Here is a 25,646-nt window from a genome sequence, read left to right as displayed (position 1 = left end):
GACCGTCACACGCCCCTGAACGAGCACGTCACGAGCCGCTGCCCGGGAACATCACACGCTGCTGAGCGAGAGCTTCGTCGCGAACCCGAGGAACAGCAGCCCGGCCGCCGACGTGGCCCCCGCCGACAGCCGCTTGCGGCGGCGGAACGCGGCGGCCAGCCGGGTGCCGCCGAAGATCAGCATCGACAGGTACAGGAAGCTGGCGATCTGCAGCAGAGTGCCCAGCACCAGGAAGGACAGCGCCGGATAGGCGTAACCGGGATCGACGAACTGCACGAAGAACGAAATCAGAAACAAAATCGCCTTCGGGTTGAAGATGCTGACCACCAGCGCCCGCCGGTACGGCCGCTCCATCATCGCCGGAGCCTCCGCCGCGGCGCCCTCCCCCGCCAGCTCGGCCGCCCGCCGGTGCCGCTCGCGCCACATGGTGACCGCGGCCCGCAGCATGCCGATGGCCAGCCAGGTCAGATAACCCGCACCGGCGAACTTGACGATGGTGAACAGCACCGGGTTCGTCCGCAACAGCGAGGAGGCCCCGAGCGCGGACAGCGTCATCAGCACGGTGTCCCCGGTCCACACCCCGGCCGCCGCCGCATACCCGGTCCGCACCCCGCGCCGGGCGGCGACGGACAGCACGTACAGCGAATTCGGCCCCGGCAGAAGGACGATCAGCACCAGGCCGGCGAGATAGGTCGGAAGATCGGTGACACCCAGCATGAAGCGGAGTGTCGCACGCGAGTACGACTCCTTGTCCAGAGGGTTCCAGAGTTCGAGAAGGGCCGGGGCCGGAGCGGTCCCGGGTCAGTCCTCGTCCGATACGTCCGCCCGTGGTGTCACAGTGAGCCTCCCCTGGAGAACCTCCACGCGATGCCCAGGCAGCGAGCGTGCGAGCTGGTCGGCTGCCTCGCCGAGCGTCAGCTCCGGCTGTTCCTGCACGTGCACCTGCTCCTCGTGCTGTATTACGGCCACGGCATCCTCCTTTCGGGGATCACTGTTCACGAGCTTGTCCACGGCTGCGGACATTCAGCGAGAGATCACCCGCGCGGGTACCCGTCACCTCAGAATGCGTCCGACGGCTCGTACGTTCCCCAGACTTCGCGCAGGGCGTTGCAGACTTCGCCGATGGTGGCGCGTGCCTTGAGGGCGTCCTTCATCGGGTGGAGGACGTTGTCGGTGCCCCGGGCGGCCTCGCGCAGCCGGTGCAGGGCGGCATCGACGGTGTGCTGGTCGCGGCGGGCGCGGAGGGTGGCCAGACGAGTGGCCTGTTCGGTTTCGATGGCGGGGTCGACGCGCAGGGGTTCGTAGGGCTCCTCCTCGTCGAGGCGGAAGCGGTTGACGCCGACCACGACACGTCGGGCCTCGTCGGTGTCCAGGGCGATGCGGTAGGCGGAGCGTTCGATCTCGCTCTTCTGGAAGCCCTGCTCGATCGCGCGGACCGCGCCGCCCCTCTCCTCGACCCGGCCCATCAGTTCCAGGGCCGCGGCCTCGATGTCGTCGGTCATCCGCTCCATGGCGTAGGAGCCCGCGAACGGGTCCACGGTCGCCGTCACATCCGTCTCGTACGCCAGGACCTGCTGGGTGCGCAGGGCCAGGCGGGCGGATTTGTCGGTGGGCAGGGCGATGGCCTCGTCGAAGGAGTTGGTGTGCAGGGACTGGGTGCCGCCCAGGACGGCGGCCAGGGCCTGGACGGTGACGCGGGCCAGGTTGACCTCGGGCTGCTGGGCGGTGAGCTGGACCCCGGCGGTCTGGGTGTGGAAGCGCAGCATCAGCGACTTGGGGTTCTCCGCGCCGAACTCCTCCTTCATCACCCTCGCCCAGATCCGCCGGGCCGCACGGAACTTCGCGACCTCCTCCAGGATCGTGGTGCGGGCGACGAAGAAGAACGACAGCCGGGGCGCGAAGTCGTCCACGTCCATGCCCGCCTCCAGGGCGGTGCGCACGTACTGGATGCCGTCGGCCAGGGTGAAGGCGATCTCCTGCACCGCACTCGCCCCGGCCTCGGCCATGTGGTACCCGGAGATCGAGATCGTGTTCCACCTCGGCAGCTCCTTCCGGCAGTACCGGAAGATGTCCGCGGTCAGCCGCAGCGAGGGCCCCGGCGGGAAGATGTACGTCCCGCGCGCGATGTACTCCTTGAGCACATCGTTCTGCACCGTCCCCGTCAGCTGCTCCGGCGGCACCCCCTGCTCCTCGCCCACCAGCTGGTACATCAACAGCAGCACCGCCGCCGGGGCGTTGATCGTCATCGAGGTGGAGACCTTGTCCAGCGGGATGCCGTCGAACAGGACCCGCATGTCCTCGACCGAGTCGACCGCCACCCCCACCTTGCCCACCTCCCCCGAGGCAATCGGCGCATCGGAGTCATGACCCATCTGGGTGGGCAGGTCGAAGGCCACCGACAGGCCCGTCGTCCCGTTCGCGATCAGCTGCCGGTACCGGGCATTGGACTCCACCGCCGTACCGAACCCCGCGTACTGCCGCATCGTCCACGGCCGCCCCGTGTACATCGAGGGATACACCCCCCGTGTGAACGGATAGCCCCCCGGCGCCCCCAGCTTCTCCCCGGGATCCCACCCGTCGAGCGCATCCGGCCCGTACACCGGCTCGACGGGCAATCCCGACTCCGACTCGCGTGTCATCTGCTGTGCCTCCGCTGGAGCTGCTCACTGAAGCCACTTACCGGTAACCACGATTCCCGCGACGGCCTGCAGCGGTGGGCGCCGGACCGTTCGGAGGGGCGCGTGCGGGACCTTGCCCACAGCCCCGGCCCGTGGTTCCCCGCACCACTCCACCCGTCATGTGCGGGCTTTGGCAACCGGGCGGAGCGGGAATCCGTCTCATGAGTTACCGGACACCCAGGGGGCCGAGATGAGACGCAGCACCACCGGAAGCACGTCACGGACAGGGATACGGGACGGGGCACGGCGGCTCGGGCCGCGGGGCCGGGCGGGGGCGACCGCGGCGCTCGCCGTGCTCGCCATGACCGCGGCGACCGGCTGCGAGGCGAAGGTCACCGGCAGCGCGTCGGCGGCCCAGCCGTCACCGCCGCAGGCCACCGCGAGCGACGACGGCAGCCCCACCCCGCCGCCCACGCCCACCGCTCCGGCTTCACCGTCCTCGCCGTCGTCACCGTCCCCGACGGCCACGACGTCGCCCGCACCGGAGCCGGACCCGCAGGGCAGGACGCTGATGTCGAGCGGTTCCCAGGGCGAGCAGGTGCGGGAACTCCAGGCGCGGCTGCGGCAGATCGGCCACTTCGACCGCAGTCCGACCGGCTACTACGGCACCGTCACGGTCGCCGCCGTCCAGTCCTTCCAGGGCAAGCGCGGCCTCTCCCGCACCGGCAGGACGGACACCCTCACCTGGCAGAGGCTGCTCGGCATGACGCACCGGCCGACGGCCACCGAGCTGAACCCGCCGACCACCAGGCCGGTCGCCAAGCCGGACAAGCGCTGCCTGACCGGCCGGGTCCTGTGCATCAGCAAGAACAGCCGGACGCTGTCGTGGATGATCGACGGCCGCGTGCTCTCGTCGATGGACGTCCGCTTCGGCTCCCAGTACACGCCCACCCGCGAGGGCACCTTTTCGGTCTACTGGAAATCGCGCCATCACGTGTCGACGATCTACCACACGCCCATGCCGTACGCGATGTTCTTCAGCGGCGGCCAGGCGGTGCACTACTCGGCGGACTTCGCGGCCCGCGGCTACAACGGCGCCTCGCACGGCTGCGTCAACGTCCGGGACGAGGGGAAGATCGCCTCGCTCTTCGCCCAGGTGAAGACGGGGGACAAGGTCGTCGTCCACGGATAGGCCACGGGCGGACCGGGCGGGGAAGGTGGCCGGAAGAGAAGGGGCGCGGGCGGGACCGGGGGAACGTGTCCCGCCCGCGCCATGTGCGCTGAGCCGTAGGTACGGGGGGAACCCCGGCTCTGTGCGCTGCCGATGACCAGTCGGCTCAATCTGTACTGCGTCACAGCCCCGAAAAGTGTCACACCCGGTGGTGCGGGGCGCGCGGAAGCTCTGTCGCACCCGGGTCGACCGCCTTGTTCCGGCCACCCCGCGACCCGGTCGGCGCGCGACTCGAACGACACGCGATTCGGCCGGCGCGCGACTCGAACGACACGCGATTCGGCCGGCGCACGGTTCAACAGACGCGTCGTTCGGCCGGCGTTCGGAGGCGGGCGCGGAGACGGCGCGGAGACGGCGCGCAGGTGGTGCCGACGGAGATCGGAGCGGCGGCGGCTTCTAGGAAGCCGGGGTCAGGTCCGAGTCCGGGGTCGAGGTCGCGCTCGACGGCGTGTCGTCGAGGGACGGGAGGGCCGGGGAGGGCGTGGGGGAAGGATCGACGGTGCCGTCGGCCGGGGTGTCACCGCCGACCGTACCGCCCCCGTCCCCCGCCCCGTCGTCCTGCCCGTCGTCGTCCTGGTCCCCGTCGCCGCTGCCGCCGTTGTCGCTGCCCGGGGCCTCGCTCCGGTCCTTGTCCGACCCCTCGATCACGCGGTCGCAGAACCGGTCCAGGTTGCGGGCCCCCTTGGCCAGCGTTTCGAGATTCCGCCTGCGGTCGTCGTCCAGATTGCCGTTGCGGTAGTCGCGGCAGGCCTTGAGCGCCTTGGCGTACCACGCGCCGGACGAGCCCTTGCCGGGGTACTCGGGCAGCCCGCTCTTGTCGGAGGAGCGCGGCGAGCCGCTCACGGAACTGCCGGGCTTGCGCGCGTCGCGCCGGTTCGATCCGTCGCCGTCGGCCCGGCCGGACGGGGTGGAACGGTTCGGCGCGGACTCGGACGCACCCCGGTCCGGATCGGACGACGGGGTGCGCGGCGTCTCGCCCGCGGTGGGCCCCGAACCGAGTTCCTCGGGGGTCGCCGCGGCCGAGACCGAGGTCGCGGGCATGGGGGCGTGATCGCCGAACGGCCCGGGGAACATCCCCGTTCCCGCCGCCACGGCCACCCCGCCGAGCGCGCAGCCCGCGAAGGAGGCGACCAGACCGAAGCGGACGGGGCGGCTCCAACGCGGCCGGCGGATCCGGCCGGAGCTGCCCGACGCGGCGGACGTGCGGGACCCGGAACCACCGGAGGCGGCCCTGATGCGCACCGTGGGCAGGACCTCGGTCCCGGTCTGCCGCGCGCCGCCCTCGGCGCCGCCCGCCCGCTTCCGGACGCGCGCGGAGTCGCGTGCGGAGCGCGTGGCCGTGCGGAAGGCGGCCAGCGCCGCAGCCTCGCCGGGCAGTTCGCCGGTGGCCGGACGGGCGGACCGGGCGGCGGCGTCCAGCGCGGCCACCAGCTTCTCGGCCTCCGTACACGGGTGACCACCGACGGGATCGACCGGTTCGCCGCGGAGCAATCTCTCCGCGGCTTCCTTGTCAAGCCATTCGTACCGCTCGTCGGCCATCACATGTCCTTCTGCGTCCAGGGACGCGAATGCGTCACACCCGCCGGCGCCGCCAGACCGTTGCGGGCGGGGCGTTGGGTGGGTACGGCATCGAGTTCCGTCGTGCGGCCCGCCGCACCCCGGCGGGTGGCGGGCGGATCGGCCGGGCTCTCCCCGGCAGCGCGGGCCGCGGCGTCGCCCTCGCCGCCCGTGTCGTCCGTGCGCAGCAGTTCGGCCAGGCGTTTCAGGCCCCGGTGCGCCGCTGTGCGCACCGCTCCCGGACGCTTGCCCAGGGTCTGCGCGGCGCTCTTCGCGTCCAGGCCCACGACCACCCGCAGTACCACCGCCTCGGCCTGGTCCTGCGGCAGCTGGGCGATGAGCGACATCGTACGGCCGGTGGCCAGTGCCTCGATCGCCTCGTCGGCGGTGTCGGACTCGGCGGGCCGCTCGGACAGTTCCGACTCGTCGCCGCCGACGGCGGGGCGTCTGCCGCGCATCCGCAGGTGGTCCAGCGCGCGGTTGCGGGCTATGCGCGCCGCCCAGCCGCGGAACCGGTCGGCGTCGCCGCTGAACCGGTCGAGGTCGCGCGCTATCTGCAGCCAGGACTCGGAGGCCACGTCCTCGGCGTCCGGCTCTCCCACCAGTGTCCGTATGTAGCCCAGCAGCCGCGGCTGTACGGCGCGGTACACAGTACGGAAGGCGTCCTCGTCCCCGTCCTGTGCCGCGACCACCGCGGCAGTCAGCTCCGCGTCGTCCCCCAGCACTCCCTCAACCTGCCCTGCTGTCGCGAATCGCAGCTGGTCATAACTGCCGCGCCACCCTGCGCGACACAGCACGCTACGTCCTTCGCGGGGCTCGCGTCCATGACTTGTACAACCCGCAACATTGCCCGGACACGATGCGGTGTGACAGAAAACGCAGCGACGGCGCTGAGAGGAGTACGGGGTCGTCCTACGACCCCGTCGGAAGACGACCGGGGCCTCTCCTGTGGGGGGTGGCGGCCCCGGTCGTCCTCGTCACTCCCGCGGCCCGCGCGACGTTCCTCGCCGCCGCTCCCGCAATTCCCGCGACGTTCCTCGTCCGGGCGGCGCGGTCGATTCAGCCGGTCGCGGCACCGTTCTCTCCACCGGCCGTGCCGCCGCCACCGCTGTTCCCGGCACCGTTCCCGCCGCTGTTCCCGGCACCGTTCGTCCTCGACGGCTTCGGGCCGCTCCGGCCCTCCCCGGGCTCGGCCGTCCTCCCCCTCGCGTCCTGTTGGTCCCGGTCGTTCCGGCCCCTGTTCGTCTCCTGCGGTGCCTGCTGTTCGAGGAGGCCGGCGCAGTAGGCGCGCACCGCCGTCTCCGACGCGCCGCCCGCGGCCGTCTCCAGGCGCTCGAAGGCGGTGGCGTCCAGGGACCTGCCGTTGCCCCGGTCGGCGAGGTACACCCGGCACAGGGCGGTGATGTTCCGGGCCCCTTTGGAGGACCGTGCGTCGTCCGGTGCCTTCGTGGATCCCGTGCCCCTGCCCGTCCCCGTGCTCTCCGCCGTGCCGTCGCCGCCCGTCGGGGGCGGTGCATCGCCGGTGCGGCGGGCGCCGGGGGTCACGGGGGCGGGGGACGTGGGGCGTACGGTCCCGGGTCCGTCGGACCCGCCGCCGAAGGGTCCCGGAAGGGCCCCCGAACCGGCGGCCACCGCGACCCCGCCGAGCAGCGCCGCAGCCAGGAACCCGCCGAGCACTCCCCGGACCGGGCGCGCCCCGCGCCGACGCACCGCCGGACGCCAGTCGTCGCGCCGGCGGCGCCGCCACCACGGCACCGGCGCGTGCGCTCCCCCGTCCCGGGCGGCCAGGAACGCGGCCACGGCGCGCCGCTCACCGTCCGTGTCCGGCACAGGCGCTCCGGTTGTCTCCGACGCGTCCGGCCGCCGCTGCGATTCGTCCCTCATGCTCCATCACCCCGCGCACGGCGCGCCCTCTTCGTCCCGTCGCCGGGCCCGCCACCCGCCCTGCCACCGGGGGACAACTGTTCGGCCAGCCTCCTGAGCCCCCGGTACGCGGAGGTGCGGACGGCCCCCGGGCGCTTGCCGAGCACGCGTGCCGTCGCGGCACCGTCCAGGCCGACGACCACCCGGAGCAGTACGGCCTCGGCCTGTTCCCGGGGCAGCGTGCCGATGGTCTCCAGCGCCTCCCGGGTGGAGAGCGTCTCCAGCGCCGCGACGGCCGTGTCGTGGCCGTCGGGCAGCTGGAGCACGTCCTGTTCGAGCAGGGTGACGCGGGGCCGCCGCTTCAGCCTCCTCAGATGGTCGAGCGCGCGGTGCCGGGCGATCACCGCCGTCCAGCCGCGGAACCCGGCGCCGTCACCGCGAAAGCGCCCCAGGTCGCGGGCTATCTCCAGCCAGGCTTCGGAGGTCACGTCCTCGGCGTCGTCGCCGACCAGCCCGCGCACGTAGCCGAGGAGGCCGGGCTGCACCATCCGGTACACGGCGGCGAAGGCTTCCTCGTCCCCCTGCTGGGCACGTTCGACGGCGTCGCCGAGTGCGGCGTCGTCCACTTGCCCGCGGCGCTGTTCCTCACCCGTACCCAACAACACCCCTACCCGACGGCCCGGCCCGGCACCGGACACCGTGCCCGTGCTCTGCCGAGGCAGTGGTACCACTCTTTGCCCGCGCCGCTCTTTGTCCGCGTCGCTCTTTGCCTGCGCCGCTCTTCCTCCGCGTACCTCTTTCTCTGCTTTTCTCTGCATCCTTCTGCGCCCGATCCTGCAGAAACGTCACAGATACCCGCGTCCGGGAGCAACCCCCTCGACAGAAGTGAGGTATGTCACTCTCCCGGGAATCGGTGTGACGTTTGAGTTCCCGGATGCGCTGGGTACCCCGGGCCGCCTGCGCGACAGGTGGGGCCCGTGAACTTCTGAGTAAGTGAACTCTCTTGAGGGGTGGGGCATTTGAGCTCGCGCAGTTCGCATGCGTACAGACCGATGAGCCTGAAGCGCCGCACCTGGCTGACCCTCGGTGCCGTGGTGCTCGGCGGGGCGGGAGTGGTGACGGTCGCCATCGCCAACCCGTCCGACGGGCCGGCCGGTCCGTCGGGGCCGAAGCAGCGTCCGGCGAAGCTGCGCTCGCTCGCGCTGGACGGCGGCACGGCCACCGAACGGAAGCTGCCGACGACGGGCACCGAGCCGTTCTCGCTGGTGGGCATCGGCTGGGACGGGGCGGCGGACGTGAACGGCGCCGCGCGGGTGCGGACCCGGGACGCCGGGACCGGGAAGTGGTCGCCCTGGCGGGAGCTGGAGATGTCCGCCGACGGGCCGGACGGCGCCGAGCGGGCCGCCGCCCACCGGGCGACCGAGCCGTTGTGGGTCGGCGCCTCGAACGCCGTGCAGGTGAAGGTGGATTCGGCCAAGGCACTGCCCAAGGGGCTCAGGCTCCACCTGGTGGACCCCGGCGTCAGCAGGGCCGAGTCCCGCAACCCCGCGGCGGCCACGCTTGCCCCCGGCTCCCTGGACAACGCCGCGTACGTCACGGAGGAGACCGCGAGCCCGTCGGCGAGCACGACCGACGCCCCGACCGACCCGGCCACGGAGTCCGCCGCCCCGACCGACACCGCGCCGGCCACGGAGTCCGCAGCCCCGACGGACCCCGCCACCGCCACCGCCACGGCCGGTGCGTCGGAGACCGCCACCGCCTCGCCCACGCCGGAGCCGTCGACGACCGTGCCCACCGCACCGCCGTCGACCGTCAACCGGCCGCCGATCATCGGCCGCGCCCAGTGGGGCGCCGACGAGTCGCTGGTCGAGGACCCGCCGGAGTACATCGACAAGGTGCAGGCGGTCTACATCCACCACACGGCCGACGCGAACAGCTACAGCTGCGCGGACTCCGCCGCCATGGTCCGCGCGATCCTGACCTACCACGTGAAGACCGAGGGCTGGAACGACCTCGGCTACAACTTCCTGGTCGACAAGTGCGGCCAGATCTTCGAGGGCCGGGCCGGCGGCGTCGACCTCCCGGTCAAGGGCGCCCACACCTACGGCTTCAACTCCTACTCGACCGGCATCTCGCTGCTCGGCGACTTCGAGACCGGCAGGCCGACCCCGGCCGCCCTGCAGTCCGCCGCCCGGATCGCCGCCTGGAAGCTCGGACAGTACGGCGTCAGCCCCACCGCCAAGGTGACGCTGACCCGGCTCGTCACCGACGCCGAGGGCAACACCCGGCCCGCCGGTGACGTCACGTTCAACACCGTCGCCGGGCACCGCGACGGCTTCGCCACGAAGTGCCCCGGCGCGAACCTGTACAGCAAGCTCGGCGCGATCCGTACGTACGCCACCAACGGCACCCGCAACGCCGCGATCCCGACCGCCGACTTCAACCGGGACGGCGTCACCGACCTGGTCGTCGGCCTCCCGAAGGCGGCGAAGAGCGACGGAAGCGTCGTCGTGCTGCCCGGCACCAGGAACGGACCGGGCACGACGGGGAAGCGGATGCTGAACCAGAACAGCCCCGGGGTGCCCGGCGCCTCCGAGGCGGGCGACCTGTTCGGCTCGTCCAGCACCTGGGGGGACGTGAACGGCGACGGGTACGCCGACCTGGTCGTCGGCGCCCCCGGCGAGGACATCACCCAGGCCGACAACGGCACGGTCGTCGTGATGTACGGCCCCGGCCTCACCACCGGCCGGAGCCACTCGGTCACCTCTTCGGGCCGGATCGGCGGCGAGAAGCTCGGCACGACCGTGGCCTCCGGCGACTTCAACGCCGACGGCAGGGCCGACGTCTTCTCCGTCGCGCCCGGCAAGCCCGGCCGCTGGTGGGCCTGGGACGGCAGGACCGGCGCGGCCCGGTCCGGCTACCTGAACACCTCCGCGTACACCGCCGCCGTGGGCTACGCGTCCGCGGTCACCGGCGACTTCAACAAGGACGGCTACGCGGACGCGGCCGTCGGCTACCGGGACCCGGGCGGCATCGGACGCCTGCTGTGGCTGAAGGGGTCCGCCACCGGGCTCCAGCGGGTCGGCATCCTCGACGCCCGCGGCGGACGCTCGCTGGCCGCCGGTGACATCAACGGCGACGGCGCCACCGACCTGGCGGTCGGTCAGCCGTCCGCCGCCGAGTCCGGGCACACCGCCAAGGGCGGCGCGGTCACGGCCGTGTTCGGCTCGGCCTCCGGCCTGACCTCCACCGGCCGCAAAACGATCCACCAGGACACCACCGGCGTGCCGGGCAGCGGCGAGACCGGCGACGACATGGGGGCGTCCGTCTCCGTGGGCGACGTCAACCTCGACGGGTACGGCGACATCCTCACCGGCGCACCGGGCGAGGACCTCACCCGCGCCGGCGTGAACCGGAGCGACGCCGGCCAGATCTTCCTGATCCGCGGCTCCGCCACCGGGCCCACCGGCACCGGGGCCGTCGGATACAGCCAGGACACCACGGGCGTCCCCGGCTCCACCGAGGCGGGCGACCGGCTCGGCTCGTCCGTCTCCCTGACCGACCTCTCCGGCTACGGCCGGGCGGACATCGCGAGCGGCGCGGACGGCGAGGACGCCGGCAACGGCACGGTCCTGCAGATCGACAACACCAGCACCTCGGGCATCAGGGCGGACACCGCCCTCTACTACGGCACGACGGCACTCGGTTCACCCACCGGAATCCGGATCGGGCTGACCCTGGCCCCGTAGGGCGTGTTTCGAAAGTCCCGCCCACGAGCGGGGCGCACGGACCGGAGCCCCTCGGACCTGACCCGAGGGGCTCCTTCCGTACGGGCGCCCCCCGAGTCGAGGACACCCCTTCTCCGGCAGGCGACCGCGCTCACGGCGAGGCTCCGCGCATCGGCGGCGGCGATCAGTTCCAGCAGGCTCATCGGCGTCCCCTGTCGGCCCGTCCGGGCGCGTGCACACCCGGACGCGGCGCTTCCTGCTCACCGCGTTCAGCGCCGGACGGCTCAAGACCGTCACCGCAGGAGGCCGAATCACACCGCCTGGCGGGCCCGTCCCCGACGGGCCCGACGCGTCACGGGCGGGTGCCGAGCGGGTACATGCCGAGGGCCGCCCGCTCCCCCTGCATGCGGGTGAGCCTGCGCACGAAGAGGACGGCGAGCACCGCGGCCACGATGTCGAACGCGTCGGACACCATCGTCAGGTCCGTCGCGTCGATGATCTCCTGCACCTCGTCGGCCTTCCTGGCCTGCCGGGCCGTGGTCCAGGAGAAGAGCAGCGTGCAGACCCACCCGCCCCACCACAGATTCATCAGGGTGGCCGGGGCCGTGCGCCAGCTGCCGTCGGTGTTGGTCTGGGCGCTCGCGGTCCAGATGCCGCCCGCGATCCGGCGCGGCAGCACCAGGTTGGCCACCGGGACGAACCAGGAGCCGACCGCCCAGCCCGGCGCCATCGTCTGCATGCTCGGGTCGAACGCCTCGGCGTTCAGCCGCACCCGCCGGAACCGGATGATGAAGACGATCCCGGTGGCCAGGATCATGACGCCCTGCAGCACTCCGGCGGACCCGTACAGGTTGTCCGCCATGGCCGCCGACTCGTCGTACGTCTCGAAGCCGTCCTCCAGCCCGCCCGCGATCAGGCTGCGGAGGTGCAGCCCCGCCGCGACGGCGAGCAGGTCCGTCGCCGCGACCAGCGGCAGCAGGACGACGACGGCCTTCGCGAGCCCGTCCGGTGAACGCAGGTACTGCTGCGGAGCGACGAAGGCCGGGGCGTGCGGGGCGGAGGTCGCTTCCCCGGCCGGCCCCGCTCAGTCCGCCCCGTCGAGCCGGTCGGCCAGTGCCCGGAAGCCGTCCCAGGTCAGCGCGGGCTTGGCCGGGTCCCACAGCTTCTGGGCGGTCGCCCGCAGCGGCATCCGGATGCCGCGCGCCACCTGTGCCGGGGTCTGCGCCTGCGGGAAGTCGCCCCAGACGGCGAACCGGCCGCCGAGGATCTGGCCGGACCAGCGCGCCGGCACCGGCTTGGTGCCGCGCAGGACGAGCGGGGACCACTGCTCGTAGATCCGTCGGCCCGTCGGGTAGACGAAGTTGTTGGGCTGGCCGAGCACGTAATAGAGGAACTCGTCGTTGAGGTTCACCACGCGCCGCCCCTCGCGCAGGTACTCCTCCGGCTGCCGGGCGCCGTACTCCCTGCCCGTCCAGTACTCGACCTCGATGCCCTTGTCGGCGCGGACGATCCCGTCGCGGAAGAAGCCGTCGTTCCACGCCTTGGGCTGCTTGCCGTGCGAGCGCACCACGGCCGCGCGGTCGTTGAGCCAGCCGGTGGCGAGGTCCTTGATGCCTGCCCCCGCCCCGTACTTCCGCTGGGCGGCGCGCTGCAGCTGCGGGTACGAGGCGGCCGGGTCCCGCGCCATCAGCGCGAGGTACTCGTCGGCGCCGAGATGCCAGTACCGGCCGCCGAACAGTTCGGTGAACTCGCCGAGGAGTTCGTCGACGAGCTTCGCCGCCCCCGGGTCGGAAATGTCGAGCGAGCCGGGCGAGAGCCTGCCCGAGACGCTGCGCAGCTGGAGGCCGGGGTGGGCCCGCAGCACCGCGCCGAGGTGGCCGGGTGAGTCGATCTCGGGGACGACCTGAATGTGCAGCCGGTCCGCGAGGCCGAGGATCCGTCGCACCTCCGCCTTGGTGAGGTGCTGCGGCGACACCACCTCGGGGTGGGTGTCGGACTCGATGCGGAAGGCCTGGTCGTCGGAGAAGTGCAGGCCGAACTGGTTGAGCTTGAGGTCGGCCATCTCGCGCAGCCGGTCCTCGATCCAGGCGGCGGTGTAGTGCTTGCGCGCGATGTCGAGGTTGAGGCCGCGCTGCGGCCGGTCGGGGCGGTCGCGCACCTCGCCCTCCGGCATCGCCCCGTCGGCACGCACCGACTGCTTCAGCGTGCGGGTCCCGTAGAAGACACCGGCCTGGTCGGGCCCGCTGATCCGCACCCGTCCGTCGCGGACGGCGAGGGTGTACGACTCGGGGGTGCCCCTGCCCGGGGCGAGCGCCAGCTCCACGTCGCCCGCGCGGGCGGGGACGTCGCCCCGGTAACGGATCTTCAGCTCCTCCGCCAGCAGCCGCCCCTCGTCCGCGAGCGCCCCGCTGCCGTCGGCGACGACGACCCCGCCCTCCGGCCCGGGGCGCCAGCCGGGGCCGCGGGCCGCGACGTGCTCCCGTACGGCGGGGATGGTGCGGGGGGCCGTGGAGAGCGGGTAGCTCCGGGTCGGCGAGGGGGCGGCGGCGGAGGGCGAGGGGGCGCGGGGCGCCGACGTCTGCCCCGCGAGCCCGCTGTCGGAGCCCTCCGGCCAGACGACGACGGCGATCGTCGCGGCGGCCGCCGCGGTGAGGACCGCGCCGGCCGCGAGGGCGCCGCGTGAGGGCGACATGGTGGAAAACCTCCGTTGTTCGCGGAAAATTCGCGGGACATGGGTCGGGCACATGCGTCGGGGCGCGGGTCGGGACGGGCGGGCCGACGACGGGGTCCGGTGCCGGGCGGCGTCCTCGGGACACGGTCCATCAGACCGGATCGCGGGGTCTCACCCGTCCCGAAACTCTCCCGTCCGGGTGAAATTCGCGCATTCGTCGGACGTCTGTTGCCCCGCCTCGGTAGCTTTGAGGCACATTCGTCTCTCCCTTCACCCTGCATCTGCCCGGCCTCATTCGCCCCTTCCCACCCAGGGTCACAGATGCCGTTGACCCGAGGAGCCCACGCTGTCCAGGTCCAGCGAGTCCCACGCCGGTCTCCCGGAGCGGTTGTGGCAACCGGCCACCCGGACGGCCCTGCCCGTCCAGGGGGCCGTGCCCGCCCGGGGTCCGGCCCGCCCTCCGGGTCTCGACCGCTTCAACGCCGTGCCGCCCGCCGATGCCGAGGCGGCCCTGCTGGAGTGCTGCGGCAGCCGCCGCTGGGCGCACCGGCTGACCCTGCACCGCCCCTACCCCGATGTCGGCGCCCTGCTGGCCGCGGCCGACGAGGCGGGGTACGACCTGGCGCCCGCGGACCTCTCCGAGGCGCTCGCCGCCGAGACCTCCCCCGGCCTGCACCACGCCGCCCCGCCCTCCGCCCATCTCGCGCTGCGGGCCGCGCACGCCGCGTACGAGAGCCGCTTCGGCCATGTCTTCGTGATCTGCCTGGACGGCATGGAACCGGCCGAGCAGCCGGACCAGGTGCTCGCCGCGATCCGGGCCAGGCTGGGTCACGAACCCGACCACGAACGGGTGGTCACGGCCGACGAGATGCGGCGGCTCGCCCGAGGTCGCATCATCGACCTGGTATCGGCTTCATAACGGAATGGGCTCGGCCGGAGAGGTCAGCAGGAGGTTCTAGGCCGTCCGTGCCCGTTTGGTTGCCACTTTGATCACACCGTGGACCCCGGCGCGAACGAACCGACAATCCGTCGCTACGATGGCCGGGGCCGGTGGACCGTACCCGGCCGGGTCAGACCGACAGTCAAGCCGGCCGACCCCAATCCCCGCTCCCGGAGGGTTCTTCCGTGCCGGCTGGAACGCTGTACCGCGGCCGGGAAGGCATGTGGTCCTGGGTGGCTCATCGAGTCACCGGTGTCCTCATTTTCTTCTTCCTGTTCGTACACGTCCTGGACACCGCTCTCGTCCGTGTCTCCCCCGAGGCGTACGACGACGTCGTGGCCACGTACAAGACGCCGATCGTCGCGCTCCTCGAATACGGCCTGGTGGCCGCCATTCTCTTCCACGCGCTCAACGGTCTGCGCATCATCGCCGTGGACTTCTGGGCCAAGGGTCCGCGGTACCAGAAGCAGATGCTCTGGTCCGTCGTGGGCATCTGGGTCGTGCTGATGGTCGGGGCCCTGTACCCCGTCCTCGGCCACGCCGTACGCGAACTCTTCGGGAGCTGAGGCCAATGTCCACCGAGTCCTCCGCCGCGATCGGCTCCGTCGAGGGCGTCAGCCTGTACGACGTCGACAACCCGGCCCCGGTCATCGAGCCGCCGCGCAAGCGCACCGGCAAGACCCCCAGGGGTTCGCGCACCAATTTCGAGATGTACGCCTGGCTCTTCATGCGCCTGTCGGGCATCGTCCTGGTCGTCCTGGTCCTGGGCCACCTGCTGATCCAGCTGGTGCTGGACGGCGGCGTCTCCAAGATCGGCTTCGCCTTCGTCGCGGGCCGCTGGGCCTCGCCGTTCTGGCAGGTCTGGGACCTGGCGATGCTGTGGCTGGCCATGCTCCACGGCGCCAACGGCCTCCGTACGGTCATCAACGACTACGCCGAACGGGACAACACCCGCTTCTGGCTGAAGATGCTCCTGTACACCGCCACGGTGTTCACCGTCCTGCTGGGCACGCTGGTGATCTTCACCTTCGACCCGAACATCCGCTAGGCGCCGGGCCAGAGGGACCAGAGGAAATCATGCAGATCCACAAGTACGACACCGTCATCGTCGGCGCCGGCGGCGCCGGTATGCGCGCGGCCATCGAGTCCACGAAGCGCAGCCGGACCGCCGTGCTCACCAAGCTCTACCCCACCCGCTCCCACACGGGCGCCGCGCAGGGCGGCATGGCCGCCGCGCTGGCCAACGTGGAGGAGGACAACTGGGAGTGGCACACCTTCGACACGATCAAGGGTGGCGACTACCTGGTCGACCAGGACGCCGCCGAGATCCTGGCGAAGGAGGCCATCGACTCCGTCCTCGACCTGGAGAAGATGGGCCTGCCGTTCAACCGCACGCCCGAGGGCCGTATCGACCAGCGTCGCTTCGGCGGGCACAGCCGCAACCACGGCGAGGCCCCCGTCCGCCGGTCCTGCTACGCCTCGGACCGCACCGGCCACATGATCCTCCAGACGCTGTACCAGAACTGCGTCAAGGAGGGTGTGGAGTTCTTCAACGAGTTCTACGTCCTCGACCTGCTGCTCCAGGACGTTGACGGGGTCAAGAAGTCCGCGGGCGTCGTCGCGTACGAGCTGGCGACCGGCGAGATCCACGTCTTCCAGGCGAAGTCGGTCATCTTCGCCTCCGGCGGCACCGGCAAGTTCTTCAAGGTGACGTCGAACGCGCACACCCTGACCGGTGACGGCCAGGCCGCCGCCTGGCGCCGCGGGCTGCCGCTGGAGGACATGGAGTTCTTCCAGTTCCACCCGACGGGCATCTGGCGCATGGGCATCCTGCTGACGGAGGGCGCCCGTGGTGAGGGCGGCATCCTCCGCAACAAGGACGGCGAGCGCTTCATGGAGAAGTACGCGCCGGTCATGAAGGACCTCGCGTCCCGTGACGTCGTGTCCCGCTCCATCTACACGGAGATCCGTGAGGGCCGCGGCTGCGGTCCCGAGGGCGACCACGTCTACCTCGACCTCACGCACCTGCCGCCGGAGCAGCTGGACGCCAAGCTCCCGGACATCACCGAGTTCGCGCGCACGTACCTCGGCATCGAGCCCTACACGGACCCGATCCCGATCCAGCCGACCGCGCACTACGCCATGGGCGGCATCCCGACCAACGTCGAGGGCGAGGTGCTGGCCGACAACACCACCGTCGTCCCGGGCCTGTACGCCGCCGGCGAGGTCGCGTGCGTGTCCGTGCACGGCGCCAACCGCCTGGGCACCAACTCGCTGCTCGACATCAACGTCTTCGGACGCCGCGCGGGCATCGCCGCCGCCGAGTACTCCGCGAAGAACGACTTCGTCGAGCTTCCCGAGAACCCGGCGCAGCTGGTCGAGGAGCAGGTCGAGCGACTGCGCAACTCGACGGGCACCGAGCGCGTCGCGGCGCTCCGCCAGGAGCTGCAGGAGTGCATGGACGCCAACGTGATGGTGTTCCGCACCGAGCAGACCATCAAGACGGCCGTCGACAAGATCGCCGAGCTGCGCAAGCGCTACCTCGACGTGGCCGTCCAGGACAAGGGCAAGCGGTTCAACACGGACCTCCTGGAGGCCATCGAGCTGGGCAACCTGCTCGACCTGGCCGAGGTCATGGCGACCTCCGCGCTGGCCCGCAAGGAGTCCCGCGGCGGTCACTACCGCGAGGACTACCCGAACCGCGACGACGTCAACTTCATGCGCCACACCATGGCGTACCGCGAGGTCGCGGCCGACGGCACCGAGTCGATCCGGCTCGACTACAAGCCGGTCGTCCAGACCCGCTACCAGCCGATGGAGCGTAAGTACTGATGGCAACCCCGACTCTGGACAAGGTCGAGGCGCAGTCCGCCGCCTCGCCGTACATCACGGCGACCTTCCGGATCCGCCGCTTCAACCCCGAGGTCTCCGACGAGGTCCAGTGGCAGGACTTCCAGATCTCGATCGACCCGAAGGAGCGTGTGCTCGACGCGCTCCACAAGATCAAGTGGGACCTCGACGGCACCCTGACGTTCCGTCGCTCCTGCGCGCACGGCATCTGCGGCTCCGACGCGATGCGGATCAACGGCAAGAACAGGCTCGCCTGCAAGACGCTGATCAAGGACATCAACCCGGAAAAGCCGATCATGATCGAGGCCATCAAGGGCCTCACGGTCCTCAAGGACCTCGTGGTCGACATGGAGCCGTTCTTCCAGGCGTACCGCGACGTCATGCCCTTCCTCATCACCAAGGGGAACGAGCCGACCCGCGAGCGCCTGCAGTCCGCCGAGGACCGCGAGCGCTTCGACGACACCACCAAGTGCATCCTGTGCGCCGCGTGCACGTCCTCGTGCCCGGTGTTCTGGAACGACGGCCAGTACTTCGGCCCGGCGGCGATCGTCAACGCGCACCGCTTCATCTTCGACTCGCGCGACGAGGGCGGCGAGCAGCGCCTGGAGATCCTCAACGACCGTGACGGGGTGTGGCGTTGCCGCACCACGTTCAACTGCACGGACGCCTGCCCGCGTGGCATCGAGGTCACCAAGGCGATCCAGGAGGTCAAGCGGGCGCTGATCACGCGCCGCTTCTGAGCCCCGCCGACGCCCGGCCGCAGCTCAGAGCGTCCGGCAGTAGGTAGCGCGGGTGAAGGAGCGGGGCTGGGGTGCGTGCATCGCAAGGCGGAGGATTGAGGCATGGCGGAGCCATGGCGATTGACGACAACGCCGCGAGGTGCGTGCCCCAGCCCCGCGACGCCGCGGGGCCTACTGCCGGACGCTCTGAAGGGCCCGGCCTTCCGCAGGAACTCCGCGGAAGGCCGGGCCTCCTTGCTGCGCGGCCCGGGACTTGACGGTACGGTCGTGCGGAACCGGGCACCGGTTCACCGCCCCGGCGCGGCAGGGCCCCGGGACGCGCAGGACCGACCGAGAGCGGGGAACGTTGAGCGATCCGAATCCGTACGCGGACGAATCGTACAAGTGGGGGCCGACTCCCCAGCAGCCGGGCACTCCGCCCACTGCCGCGGACGACCAGGGGGCCTCCGGCGCCCCGGCGTACGGCCATCCGCAGCAGCCGGGTGCGCAGCCCGGCGCGGGCATGCCGGTCCTGACGTTCGGCGACATCGCCGTCATGAACGACCAGATCGTGACGCCGGCCGGTCCGATGCCCCTCAAGGGCGCGGTGTGGACGGCCACGGACCTGTCGCGCACCGAGGAGAAGATCCCGACGGTGGCGATCGTGCTCGCGGTGGTCTTCGCGGTGTTCTGCCTGGTCGGTCTGCTGTTCCTCCTGATGAAGGAGAAGCAGACGGCCGGCTTCGTCCAGGTCTCGGTGACCAGTGGCGGACGGCACCACTCGACGATGATCCCGGCGGTCTCCCCGGACACCTTCCCCATGGTGATGGCCCAGCTCAACACGGCCCGCGCCATGAGCGTCTGACGGTACGCCGGACGTCTCGTCCCGCACCCCTCCCCGGGCCGATACCCTCGGGACCGTGGTGAAGGAAGCGAAGGACGTGAAGGAAGTCAAGGCCTCCAAGAGCGAGCAGACCCGCACCCTCATTCTCGAAACCGCGCTCCGGCTCTTCCAGGAACGCGGCTACGACAGGACGACGATGCGGGCCATCGCCCAGGAGGCCGGCGTCTCCGTGGGGAACGCCTACTACTACTTCACGAGCAAGGAACATCTCGTCCAGGGTTTCTACGACCGGCTGGCCGCCGAGCACGCGGCGGCCGTGCAGAAGGTCCTGGACGAGGAGAGGGACCTCGCGGCTCGCATGCGCGGGGTCCTTCTCGCCTGGCTGGACGTGGCGGAGCCGTACCACCGCTTCGCGGCCCAGTTCTTCAAGAACGCCGCCGACCCGGAAAGCCCGCTCAGTCCGTTCTCGGCCCAGTCCGTCGCGGCGCGCGAGGCGGCGATCGCCATCCACCGGCGGTGCCTGGCCGGCTCCGACACCAAGACCGATCCCGAACTGGACGCATATCTGCCGCAGTTGATGTGGCTGTCCCAGATGGGCCTGGTGCTGTACTGGGTGTACGACCGGACCGAGCGCGCCGAGCGCAGCCGCCGTCTGGTCGAGCGCTGCACCCCGATCGGCGCCCGTCTCGTCGCGCTCTCCCGGTTCCGGGTGCTGCGCCCGCTGGTGCGGCAGGTGCACGACGTGCTGGAGGAGTTCCTGCCCGGCGCGGCGAAGCCGAAGAAACCCTGAGGGCCCTCCCGCGAACGGACCGGGGGGCGGTGCGCCGGCGCGTTGCCGGGCGTACCGCCCCTCGTCGTCCGTCCTGCGGGTCGGCCCTCCGCAGGCCCGTCAGATCCGCTTCAGTTCCCAGAGCCGCCAGAGGCCGGTGCCGTCCGAGAGGTACTGCGAGCCGGAGACCTCGGTCGTGCTGACGACGTAGTCCTTCTTCTGCCACAGCGGGACCAGCGGCACGTCCTCGCCGACCTGTGCCTGGAGGGACTTGAAGTCGTCCGTGGTGCGGCCCCGGTCGCTGTACTGCTGCGTGGAGCCGATCAGGCTGTTCACCTTCTTGCTGGAGTAGCCGTTGTGGAGGGCGTTGTTGCGGCCGACCAGCGGCTGGCTGAAGGTGTCGGGGTCCGGGTAGTCGGGGAACCAGCCGACCGTGAACGCGTCGTACTTGCCGACCGCGTACTCCTTCTGGAACTTCGTCCACTCGACGGCGTGGACCTCGATCTTGAACAGCCCGTCCTTCTCCAGCTGGCGGCGGAGTTCCTTGGTCTCCTCCGCGTACGTCTCGTCGCCGCCGCGGTAGCCGAAGTCGATGTGCACCGGCGTCTGCACGCCGGCTTCCTTCAGCAGCTTCCTGGCCCGCTCGGGGTCGGGCGTCGGATAGGCGTCGAAGAACGGCGTGCTGTGTCCGATGTACCCCTGCGGGATCAGCGAGTAGAGCGGTTCGACCGTGCTCTTGTAGACGTTGCTCACCAGCGGCCCGCGGTCGACGAGCCAGGCGATGGCCTGCCGGACCCTCTTGTCGGCCAGCGGGGAACCGGGACGGGTGTTGAAGACGAGGTTGCGGATCTCGGCGCTTTCGGCCTCGGTGACGCGCATGTCGGGGTCGCCGGGGTTCAGCTCGGCGAGCACGGCCGGCGGCAGCTCGCGGTGCGTGACGTCGAGCTTCTTGGCCTCCCAGGCGTCCCGGAGGTCGCTCGACTGCTTGTAGTAGTGCAGGTTGACCGGGACGCCGGTCTTCTGCACCGCACCCTTGTACCGGGGGTTGGGGACCAGCTCGGCGAGGACGCCCGGACGGTACGACTTCAGGACGAACGGCCCCGATCCGTCGACCGTGTTCCCCTTCCTCAGCTTGTCCGCCGGGTACGACTCGCGGTCGACGATCGAACCGGCTCCCGTGGCGAGCTTCTGCGGGAAGGTCGCGTCACGCGCGGAGAGGTTGAACGTGATGGTGCGGCCCTCGGTCACCACGTTCTTCAGGCTCGGGAACAGCACCCACGGGCCGACGTCCGTCTTGATCCTGAGCATGCGCTCGATGGAGTACTTGACGTCGGCGGCGGTGATCGTCCGGCCGTTGGAGAAGGACAGGTCGTCACGGAGCTTGCACTGGTACGTCTGGAGCTTCTGGCCGATGAACCCGCAGCTCTCGGCGGCGTCGGGCTCGGGGACGGTCGCCCCGGCCTTGAACGTCAGGAGGGACTGGTAGAGGTTGCTGTAGATCGCCCAGGAACCCGCGTCGTACGCGCCGGCCGGGTCGAGCGAGGTGACCGCGTCCGTGGTGCCGACCGCGATCGGCTTCTTGTCCACCTCGTCCGAGGGGAGCAACTGCCAGGCGCCGATCCCTACGACGACCAGAACCCCGATGATCGCAAGAATCCGTAGCCGGATCGACCGCATTGCCGTGCTCTCCCTTATCAACCCCACCTCGATGTTGTGCTCAGATACGCACATCACCGCATGCTCTCGCTCAGCCAATCACACGATATTCACATCTGGAAGAGCAGAACCGACACTCATAGCCTTTTGTTGGGCACTTGAAACCTCGGATGCACCCAAAGGGCCGGAACCTGTCACCGGCCGAGGCGCATTCCTGTGAACGCCCGGGTCACGCCCGTAGCGAGGCGAGTTCCACGACGGTGATGTCGGAGGGCGCGCCGACCCGTACGGGCGGCCCCCAGGCGCCCGCGCCGCGCGAGACGTAGAGCTGGGTGTCGCCGTACCGGTCGAGTCCGGCGACGGTGGGATTGGCCAGGTCGGCGATGAAATTGCCCGGCCAGAGCTGACCGCCGTGGGTGTGGCCGGAGAGCTGGAGGTCCACGCCGTGGGCGACGGCGTCGTGGATGACGACGGGCTGGTGGGCGAGGAGGACGGCGGCGCGGGCACGGTCCCGGTCGCCGAGCGCGCGGGCGAAGTCGGGGCCCTGCCCCTCGCTCTCCCCGGCGATGTCGTTGACGCCCGCGAGGTCGAATCCGTCGATCTCCACCCGGGCGTTCTCCAGCGGGTGAAGGCCCAATTCCCTCACCTGGTCCACCCATTGGGCCGCACCGGAGTAGTACTCGTGGTTTCCGGTGACGAAGAAGCTGCCGTGCCGGGCGCGCAGTCCGGCGAGCGGTTCCGCCGCCGGGCCGAGGTCGGCGACGGTTCCGTCGACGAGGTCCCCCACGACGGCGATCAGGTCCGGCCCGGTCCGGTTGATCGTGTCGACGATCCGTCGGGTGTGGGCACGGCCGAGGATCGGGCCGAGGTGGATGTCGCTGACGACGGCGATCCGGAAGCCGTGCGCGGAGCGGGGCAGTTTGGCGAGCGGGACGGTGACCCGCTTGACCCTCGGCCCGCGCAGCACCCCGTGGGTGCCCAGGCCGACCGTCCCGAGCCCCGCGACGGCGGCGGCACCGCCCACGACCCGGGAGACGAACAGACGGCGCGTGGGGTCGGCCGGGCGCCCCGGGGCGAGAGGGCCCTCGGAGGTGTCGGTGGCGGCGGAGTCCTCGGGGACCGTGGCTGTGGCTGTGGCTGTGGCGAGGGAGCCGGGCTCGCCGGTCGTCCCGGTCGCCTCGGTCGTCCCGGCCGACCCGGTCGGCTCCGGCGTCTCCGTGGTCGAGGAACGGTCGGGACGATTTGCCCCACTCGCACCAGTTGCTGATGTTTCGTTCGCACTGCTCGACCGGTCCGCCGCCCGGTCCGCCCGCTTCGCGAGCACTCGGCGCAGGACCGGCCGTACCGCCTCCCCCACCAGCAGGGCCAGCGTCAGGTACAGCACCGCGGCCAGCCAGAGGTAGCCGGGCCAGGCCAGCGCCTGCTGGAGCGGGAAGGGCGCCCCCGCGCGGCCGGACACCAGGGCGCCGAGGCTCAGCAGCGGCAGGACGAACGCGGCCACGGTGCCTGCCCTGCGCAGGGCGCCGCCCCGGGTCGTCGTGTCACGGACGAACCGGCACCACAGGTAGCGGTGCACGCCGCCGAACAGCGCGAGCACCACGACCACCATCACCACGAAACCGGCCACCGTCACCAGCTTGCTCCCCACCGGCCCACGGCTCGTTATGTGCGCTCGCGGCGCAGGGCCCTGACACCACGGAACCCGATCACACCAATGGCCGTCCCCAGGAGAAAGGACGTGATGGCGAGCAGCAGATGCACCCAGAAGTACGCAGTCGGGTCACCCGCGTCGTCGAAGGCGAGTCCACTGCCGTCCTTCCACAGGTTCTTGACGAAAGTGACCCAGATGAACCAGCTCCACACCCCGAATGCGAGCAGGAACCAGGAGACGGGGCGGCTGAGCTTCATGGACTCAGTATCTCCGCCGCGTTCCCGCAGGGGCGCCCGGGGTGGGCTGTCCCGGCGGCTCATACGGCGGGTCAAGCCATCCGCACCCATTCTCATATCTTCTGCCTGTACGTTTCCGACCGTGCCTGCTCTCAAAAAGACCGCCCTGACGGTCATCTCAGCTGCCTTGCTGTCCAGTTTTGTCGTCACGCCGGCATCGGCGGTGGGCAAGGACACCTCCGACGACCGGCCGAAGCCGCCCGCAGGCATGTCCCGGGTCGGTGGCGAACTGCTGGGGAGGAGCGGTACGCAGGTCAGGCTGAAGCCGGGGGTCCCGGTGCTGCCGAAGGACCTCACGGGCAGGTCGTGGATCGTTGCGGACGCGGAGAACGGCGAGGTCCTCGCCTCGCACAACGCGCACTGGCGGCTGCCCCCCGCCTCCACCCTGAAGATGCTCTTCGCGGACACCGTGATGCCCGCGCTCCAGCCGACGACCCGGGAGTACACCGTCCGGGACGAGGATCTCGCCGATCTCGGCGAGGGCAGCAGCCTGGTCGGCATCAAGGAGGACCTCAGCTACACGGTCCACGACCTGTGGCTCGGGGTGTTCCTGCGTTCGGGCAACGACGCGGTGCACGTGCTGTCCGCGATGTACGGCGGCGTGCCCAAGACCGTCGAGGCCATGCAGGCGCACGCCGAGGAGTTGCAGGCGCTCGACACGAAGGTGGTCTCGCCCGACGGGTACGACGCGCCCGACCAGGTCTCCAGCGCGTACGACCTGACGCTGTTCGCCCGCAGCGGGCTGCAGAAGGCGGACTTCCGGGAGTACTGCTCGACGGCCGAGGCGGAGTTCCCCGGCGCGAAGAAGGGCGGGAAGCGGGAGAGCTTCGGGATCCAGAACACCAACCGGCTGCTGACCGGCGCGGACGGCGTCGAGCCGTACAAGGGCATCGCGGGCGTCAAGAACGGCTACACCTCCCACGCCGGAAACACCTTCACCGGTGTCGCCGAACGCGACGGCAAGGTGCTGCTCGTCACCGTCATGAACCCGTCGTCCGAGGAGGCCCACGCCGTCTACAAGGAGGCCGCGAGCCTGCTGGACTGGGGCTTCCGGGCGAGCGGCAAGGTGACCCCGGTCGGCGAGCTGGTGCCCCCGAGGTCCGCCGACAACGGCTCGGGCAAGGGTGCCCCGGCCGCACAGGGCAAGGACGAGGGCAAGGGCGAGCACGGCCCCGAGAACAGCGGGAAGGCCGCTGCCGCCGACGAGGGCAGCGGTGGGGTCGGCATCGCGCTGGGCATCGTCGGCGGCGTCCTGGCGCTGCTGGCCGGTGGGGTCTTCCTGGTCAACCGGCGCTGGCCGCTGCCGGACCTGGTCCGTCGCCTTCCCCGTCGCTGACGGTCCCGGACTCCTTCTCGGCGCCCTCGGTGCCCTCGGTGTTCTGCGTCGCCGTCCAGGCGGCGCAGAACAGCAGCAGCTTCGCCGTGAAGTTGATCCAGAGCAGCAGGGCCACGGGCACCCCGAAGGCGCCGTACATGCTCTTGGACGCCACGCCCTTCATGTAACTGCCGAGCAGCAGCTTGAGCAGCTCGAAGCCGATCGCGCCGATCGCGGACGCGACCAGCAGGCGGCGCCGCGGCGGTTCCGCGCCGGGCAGCAGGGTCAGCAGGTAGAGCAGCAGCAGGAAGCCGCCGAGCGCCCCCACGGCCATGGCGGCCACCTGGAGCACCACACCGCCCGCGCCCCGGTCCGAGATGCCCAGCAGACCGGCGGTCCAGCCGACCGCGACGGAGCCGGCCGAGGAGACCGCGAGGGTCACGAGCACCGCGCCGCCGAGCCCCAGCAGCAGCCCGGCGTCCTTGAGCTTGCGGACGATCGGGTTGCCCAGGTCCACGTCGTCCCGGCCCCAGACGGCGCGCAGACAGTCGCGCATCGAGCCGAGCCAGCCGATCCCGGTGAGGAGCAGCAGCGCACCGGCCACCGCCCCCACCGTGCCCGCGTGGGCCACCAGCCCCTCGATGCCGAGCTGGTCGGAGATGCCCGGCACCTGCTCGGCGAGCTTGTCCTCGATCCGGCGCAACTGCTCGTCGGAGAGCAGCGCGGCGCCGATCGCCGCGCCGACCGCGATCAGCGGGAAAAGTGCCAGGAAGCTGGTGAAGGTGATCGCGGCGGCGAGCCTGGTCCAGTGGACGCGTTCCAGCGTCTCGTAGGAGCGCCAGGCGTGGGTGACCATCAGCCGGGAGACGATCGGCCCGATGACGGGAAGGTTTTTCAGCCAGTCCATGACGTACGGCTTACCCGTCCGGGCGCCGGGA

Annotated in this window: 23 protein-coding genes; 10 read left to right on the top strand and 13 right to left on the bottom strand. The window is 71.2% G+C overall.

From position 1 onward, the window contains the following. Positions 1-51 precede the first annotated feature (51 nt). The 3 genes from leuE to ACWCXX_RS04955 form a co-directional block, all read right to left on the bottom strand. The gene (leuE, locus tag ACWCXX_RS04965) at positions 52-717 is read right to left on the bottom strand and encodes a leucine efflux protein LeuE (protein WP_451124310.1); all 666 of its coding nucleotides are present in this window, start codon (positions 715-717) and stop codon (positions 52-54) included. Positions 718-801: 84 nt separating this feature from the next. Continuing rightward, positions 802-969 carry a hypothetical protein gene (locus ACWCXX_RS04960; protein WP_451124308.1) on the bottom strand — a complete coding sequence of 56 codons (168 nt, stop codon included), beginning with the start codon at positions 967-969 and terminating at the stop codon, positions 802-804. 89 nt (positions 970-1,058) lie between these two features. Continuing rightward, the gene (locus tag ACWCXX_RS04955) at positions 1,059-2,639 is read right to left on the bottom strand and encodes an acyl-CoA mutase large subunit family protein (RefSeq protein WP_451124306.1); all 1,581 of its coding nucleotides are present in this window, start codon (positions 2,637-2,639) and stop codon (positions 1,059-1,061) included. A 229-nt stretch (positions 2,640-2,868) separates the two neighbouring features. Here ACWCXX_RS04955 and ACWCXX_RS04950 point away from each other — a divergent pair, with 229 nt between their 5' ends. Continuing rightward, positions 2,869-3,810, top strand: coding sequence for a L,D-transpeptidase family protein (locus ACWCXX_RS04950; protein WP_451124304.1), 942 nt, complete (start codon positions 2,869-2,871; stop codon positions 3,808-3,810). Positions 3,811-4,245: 435 nt separating this feature from the next. Here ACWCXX_RS04950 and ACWCXX_RS04945 read toward each other — a convergent pair whose 3' ends face one another. The 4 genes from ACWCXX_RS04945 to ACWCXX_RS04930 all read right to left on the bottom strand — a co-directional run bounded on the left by ACWCXX_RS04945 (position 4,246) and on the right by ACWCXX_RS04930 (position 7,928). After that, the gene (locus tag ACWCXX_RS04945) at positions 4,246-5,388 is read right to left on the bottom strand and encodes a hypothetical protein (protein ID WP_451124302.1); all 1,143 of its coding nucleotides are present in this window, start codon (positions 5,386-5,388) and stop codon (positions 4,246-4,248) included. Further along, a complete protein-coding gene (locus ACWCXX_RS04940; protein ID WP_451124392.1) occupies positions 5,388-6,131 on the bottom strand; it encodes an RNA polymerase sigma factor in 744 nt (247 codons plus the stop codon). Before ACWCXX_RS04940 ends, ACWCXX_RS04945 begins: the two co-directional genes overlap by 1 nt. A 334-nt stretch (positions 6,132-6,465) precedes the next feature. Then, positions 6,466-7,236: a hypothetical protein gene (locus ACWCXX_RS04935; RefSeq protein WP_451124300.1), complete on the bottom strand. Its 771-nt coding sequence runs from the start codon at positions 7,234-7,236 to the stop codon at positions 6,466-6,468. Between the two features lie 50 nt (positions 7,237-7,286). Continuing rightward, positions 7,287-7,928 (bottom strand): RNA polymerase sigma factor, encoded by a 642-nt coding sequence (locus ACWCXX_RS04930; RefSeq protein ID WP_451124390.1) that lies wholly within the window; start codon positions 7,926-7,928, stop codon positions 7,287-7,289. 393 nt (positions 7,929-8,321) lie between these two features. On the opposite strand from ACWCXX_RS04930, the gene ACWCXX_RS04925 reads away from it, so the two are divergent. Then, on the top strand, positions 8,322-11,018 hold the full coding sequence (locus tag ACWCXX_RS04925; protein ID WP_451124298.1) for an FG-GAP-like repeat-containing protein: 2,697 nt from the start codon (positions 8,322-8,324) through the stop codon (positions 11,016-11,018). Positions 11,019-11,349: 331 nt separating this feature from the next. Here ACWCXX_RS04925 and ACWCXX_RS04920 read toward each other — a convergent pair whose 3' ends face one another. Together ACWCXX_RS04920 and ACWCXX_RS04915 are read right to left on the bottom strand one after the other, a co-directional pair. Next, positions 11,350-11,859 (bottom strand): DUF4328 domain-containing protein, encoded by a 510-nt coding sequence (locus tag ACWCXX_RS04920; protein ID WP_451124296.1) that lies wholly within the window; start codon positions 11,857-11,859, stop codon positions 11,350-11,352. 222 nt (positions 11,860-12,081) lie between these two features. Further along, positions 12,082-13,689, bottom strand: a complete 1,608-nt coding sequence (locus tag ACWCXX_RS04915) for a beta-N-acetylhexosaminidase (protein WP_451124294.1) — start codon at positions 13,687-13,689, stop codon at positions 12,082-12,084. A gap of 394 nt (positions 13,690-14,083) precedes the next feature. Between ACWCXX_RS04915 and ACWCXX_RS04910 the strand changes: the two genes are divergently transcribed. The 7 genes from ACWCXX_RS04910 (at position 14,084) to ACWCXX_RS04880 (ending at position 19,811) form a co-directional block, all read left to right on the top strand. Continuing rightward, positions 14,084-14,587 carry a 2-oxo-4-hydroxy-4-carboxy-5-ureidoimidazoline decarboxylase gene (locus ACWCXX_RS04910; protein ID WP_451124388.1) on the top strand — a complete coding sequence of 168 codons (504 nt, stop codon included), beginning with the start codon at positions 14,084-14,086 and terminating at the stop codon, positions 14,585-14,587. Between the two features lie 206 nt (positions 14,588-14,793). After that, positions 14,794-15,174, top strand: a complete 381-nt coding sequence (sdhC, locus tag ACWCXX_RS04905; protein ID WP_148838815.1) for a succinate dehydrogenase, cytochrome b556 subunit — start codon at positions 14,794-14,796, stop codon at positions 15,172-15,174. A 5-nt stretch (positions 15,175-15,179) separates the two neighbouring features. Next, positions 15,180-15,656 carry a succinate dehydrogenase hydrophobic membrane anchor subunit gene (locus tag ACWCXX_RS04900; RefSeq protein WP_451124292.1) on the top strand — a complete coding sequence of 159 codons (477 nt, stop codon included), beginning with the start codon at positions 15,180-15,182 and terminating at the stop codon, positions 15,654-15,656. A gap of 29 nt (positions 15,657-15,685) precedes the next feature. After that, complete coding sequence (sdhA, locus tag ACWCXX_RS04895) at positions 15,686-17,440, top strand: succinate dehydrogenase flavoprotein subunit (protein WP_451124290.1); 1,755 nt, start codon at positions 15,686-15,688, stop codon at positions 17,438-17,440. Then, positions 17,440-18,198: a succinate dehydrogenase iron-sulfur subunit gene (locus tag ACWCXX_RS04890; protein ID WP_451124288.1), complete on the top strand. Its 759-nt coding sequence runs from the start codon at positions 17,440-17,442 to the stop codon at positions 18,196-18,198. Before sdhA ends, ACWCXX_RS04890 begins: the two co-directional genes overlap by 1 nt. 346 nt (positions 18,199-18,544) lie before the next feature. Beyond that, the gene (locus tag ACWCXX_RS04885; protein WP_451124286.1) at positions 18,545-19,042 is read left to right on the top strand and encodes a hypothetical protein; all 498 of its coding nucleotides are present in this window, start codon (positions 18,545-18,547) and stop codon (positions 19,040-19,042) included. A 55-nt stretch (positions 19,043-19,097) separates the two neighbouring features. Further along, positions 19,098-19,811: a TetR family transcriptional regulator gene (locus tag ACWCXX_RS04880; protein ID WP_451124284.1), complete on the top strand. Its 714-nt coding sequence runs from the start codon at positions 19,098-19,100 to the stop codon at positions 19,809-19,811. Positions 19,812-19,910: 99 nt separating this feature from the next. Here ACWCXX_RS04880 and ACWCXX_RS04875 read toward each other — a convergent pair whose 3' ends face one another. The 3 genes from ACWCXX_RS04875 to ACWCXX_RS04865 all read right to left on the bottom strand — a co-directional run bounded on the left by ACWCXX_RS04875 (position 19,911) and on the right by ACWCXX_RS04865 (position 23,354). Further along, on the bottom strand, positions 19,911-21,467 hold the full coding sequence (locus tag ACWCXX_RS04875) for an ABC transporter substrate-binding protein (RefSeq protein ID WP_451124386.1): 1,557 nt from the start codon (positions 21,465-21,467) through the stop codon (positions 19,911-19,913). A gap of 208 nt (positions 21,468-21,675) precedes the next feature. Beyond that, positions 21,676-23,055 (bottom strand): metallophosphoesterase, encoded by a 1,380-nt coding sequence (locus ACWCXX_RS04870; protein ID WP_451124384.1) that lies wholly within the window; start codon positions 23,053-23,055, stop codon positions 21,676-21,678. Positions 23,056-23,108: 53 nt separating this feature from the next. Next, positions 23,109-23,354 (bottom strand): SCO4848 family membrane protein, encoded by a 246-nt coding sequence (locus ACWCXX_RS04865; RefSeq protein WP_451124282.1) that lies wholly within the window; start codon positions 23,352-23,354, stop codon positions 23,109-23,111. Positions 23,355-23,475: 121 nt separating this feature from the next. Here ACWCXX_RS04865 and ACWCXX_RS04860 point away from each other — a divergent pair, with 121 nt between their 5' ends. Further along, the gene (locus ACWCXX_RS04860; protein ID WP_451124280.1) at positions 23,476-24,729 is read left to right on the top strand and encodes a D-alanyl-D-alanine carboxypeptidase family protein; all 1,254 of its coding nucleotides are present in this window, start codon (positions 23,476-23,478) and stop codon (positions 24,727-24,729) included. Here the strand turns inward: ACWCXX_RS04860 and ACWCXX_RS04855 are convergent. Next, positions 24,677-25,615: a YihY/virulence factor BrkB family protein gene (locus ACWCXX_RS04855; protein WP_451124278.1), complete on the bottom strand. Its 939-nt coding sequence runs from the start codon at positions 25,613-25,615 to the stop codon at positions 24,677-24,679. The two genes, ACWCXX_RS04860 and ACWCXX_RS04855, sit on opposite strands and share 53 nt — an antisense overlap. Positions 25,616-25,646 lie beyond the last annotated feature (31 nt).

It is taken from the genome of Streptomyces sp. NPDC001732 (genome assembly GCF_053596315.1).
The sequence above is the reverse complement of the archived record's forward strand: the minus strand, read 5'-3'. Positions and strand labels throughout refer to the sequence as shown.

Bases quoted from the DNA above. Each gene is read 5' to 3' on its own strand.
- ACWCXX_RS04875 (WP_451124386.1), bottom strand. From the start codon at position 21,467: ATGCGGTCGATCCGGCTACGGATTCTTGCGATCATCGGGGTTCTGGTC.
- ACWCXX_RS04900 (WP_451124292.1), top strand. From the start codon at position 15,180: ATGTCCACCGAGTCCTCCGCCGCGATCGGCTCCGTCGAGGGCGTCAGC.
- ACWCXX_RS04855 (WP_451124278.1), bottom strand. From the start codon at position 25,615: ATGGACTGGCTGAAAAACCTTCCCGTCATCGGGCCGATCGTCTCCCGG.
- ACWCXX_RS04890 (WP_451124288.1), top strand. From the start codon at position 17,440: ATGGCAACCCCGACTCTGGACAAGGTCGAGGCGCAGTCCGCCGCCTCG.
- ACWCXX_RS04950 (WP_451124304.1), top strand. From the start codon at position 2,869: ATGAGACGCAGCACCACCGGAAGCACGTCACGGACAGGGATACGGGAC.
- ACWCXX_RS04865 (WP_451124282.1), bottom strand. From the start codon at position 23,354: ATGAAGCTCAGCCGCCCCGTCTCCTGGTTCCTGCTCGCATTCGGGGTG.
- ACWCXX_RS04925 (WP_451124298.1), top strand. From the start codon at position 8,322: ATGAGCCTGAAGCGCCGCACCTGGCTGACCCTCGGTGCCGTGGTGCTC.
- leuE (WP_451124310.1), bottom strand. From the start codon at position 717: ATGCTGGGTGTCACCGATCTTCCGACCTATCTCGCCGGCCTGGTGCTG.
- ACWCXX_RS04870 (WP_451124384.1), bottom strand. From the start codon at position 23,055: ATGGTGGTCGTGGTGCTCGCGCTGTTCGGCGGCGTGCACCGCTACCTG.
- ACWCXX_RS04945 (WP_451124302.1), bottom strand. From the start codon at position 5,388: ATGGCCGACGAGCGGTACGAATGGCTTGACAAGGAAGCCGCGGAGAGA.
- ACWCXX_RS04920 (WP_451124296.1), bottom strand. From the start codon at position 11,859: ATGGCGGACAACCTGTACGGGTCCGCCGGAGTGCTGCAGGGCGTCATG.
- ACWCXX_RS04915 (WP_451124294.1), bottom strand. From the start codon at position 13,689: ATGTCGCCCTCACGCGGCGCCCTCGCGGCCGGCGCGGTCCTCACCGCG.
- ACWCXX_RS04955 (WP_451124306.1), bottom strand. From the start codon at position 2,639: ATGACACGCGAGTCGGAGTCGGGATTGCCCGTCGAGCCGGTGTACGGG.
- sdhA (WP_451124290.1), top strand. From the start codon at position 15,686: ATGCAGATCCACAAGTACGACACCGTCATCGTCGGCGCCGGCGGCGCC.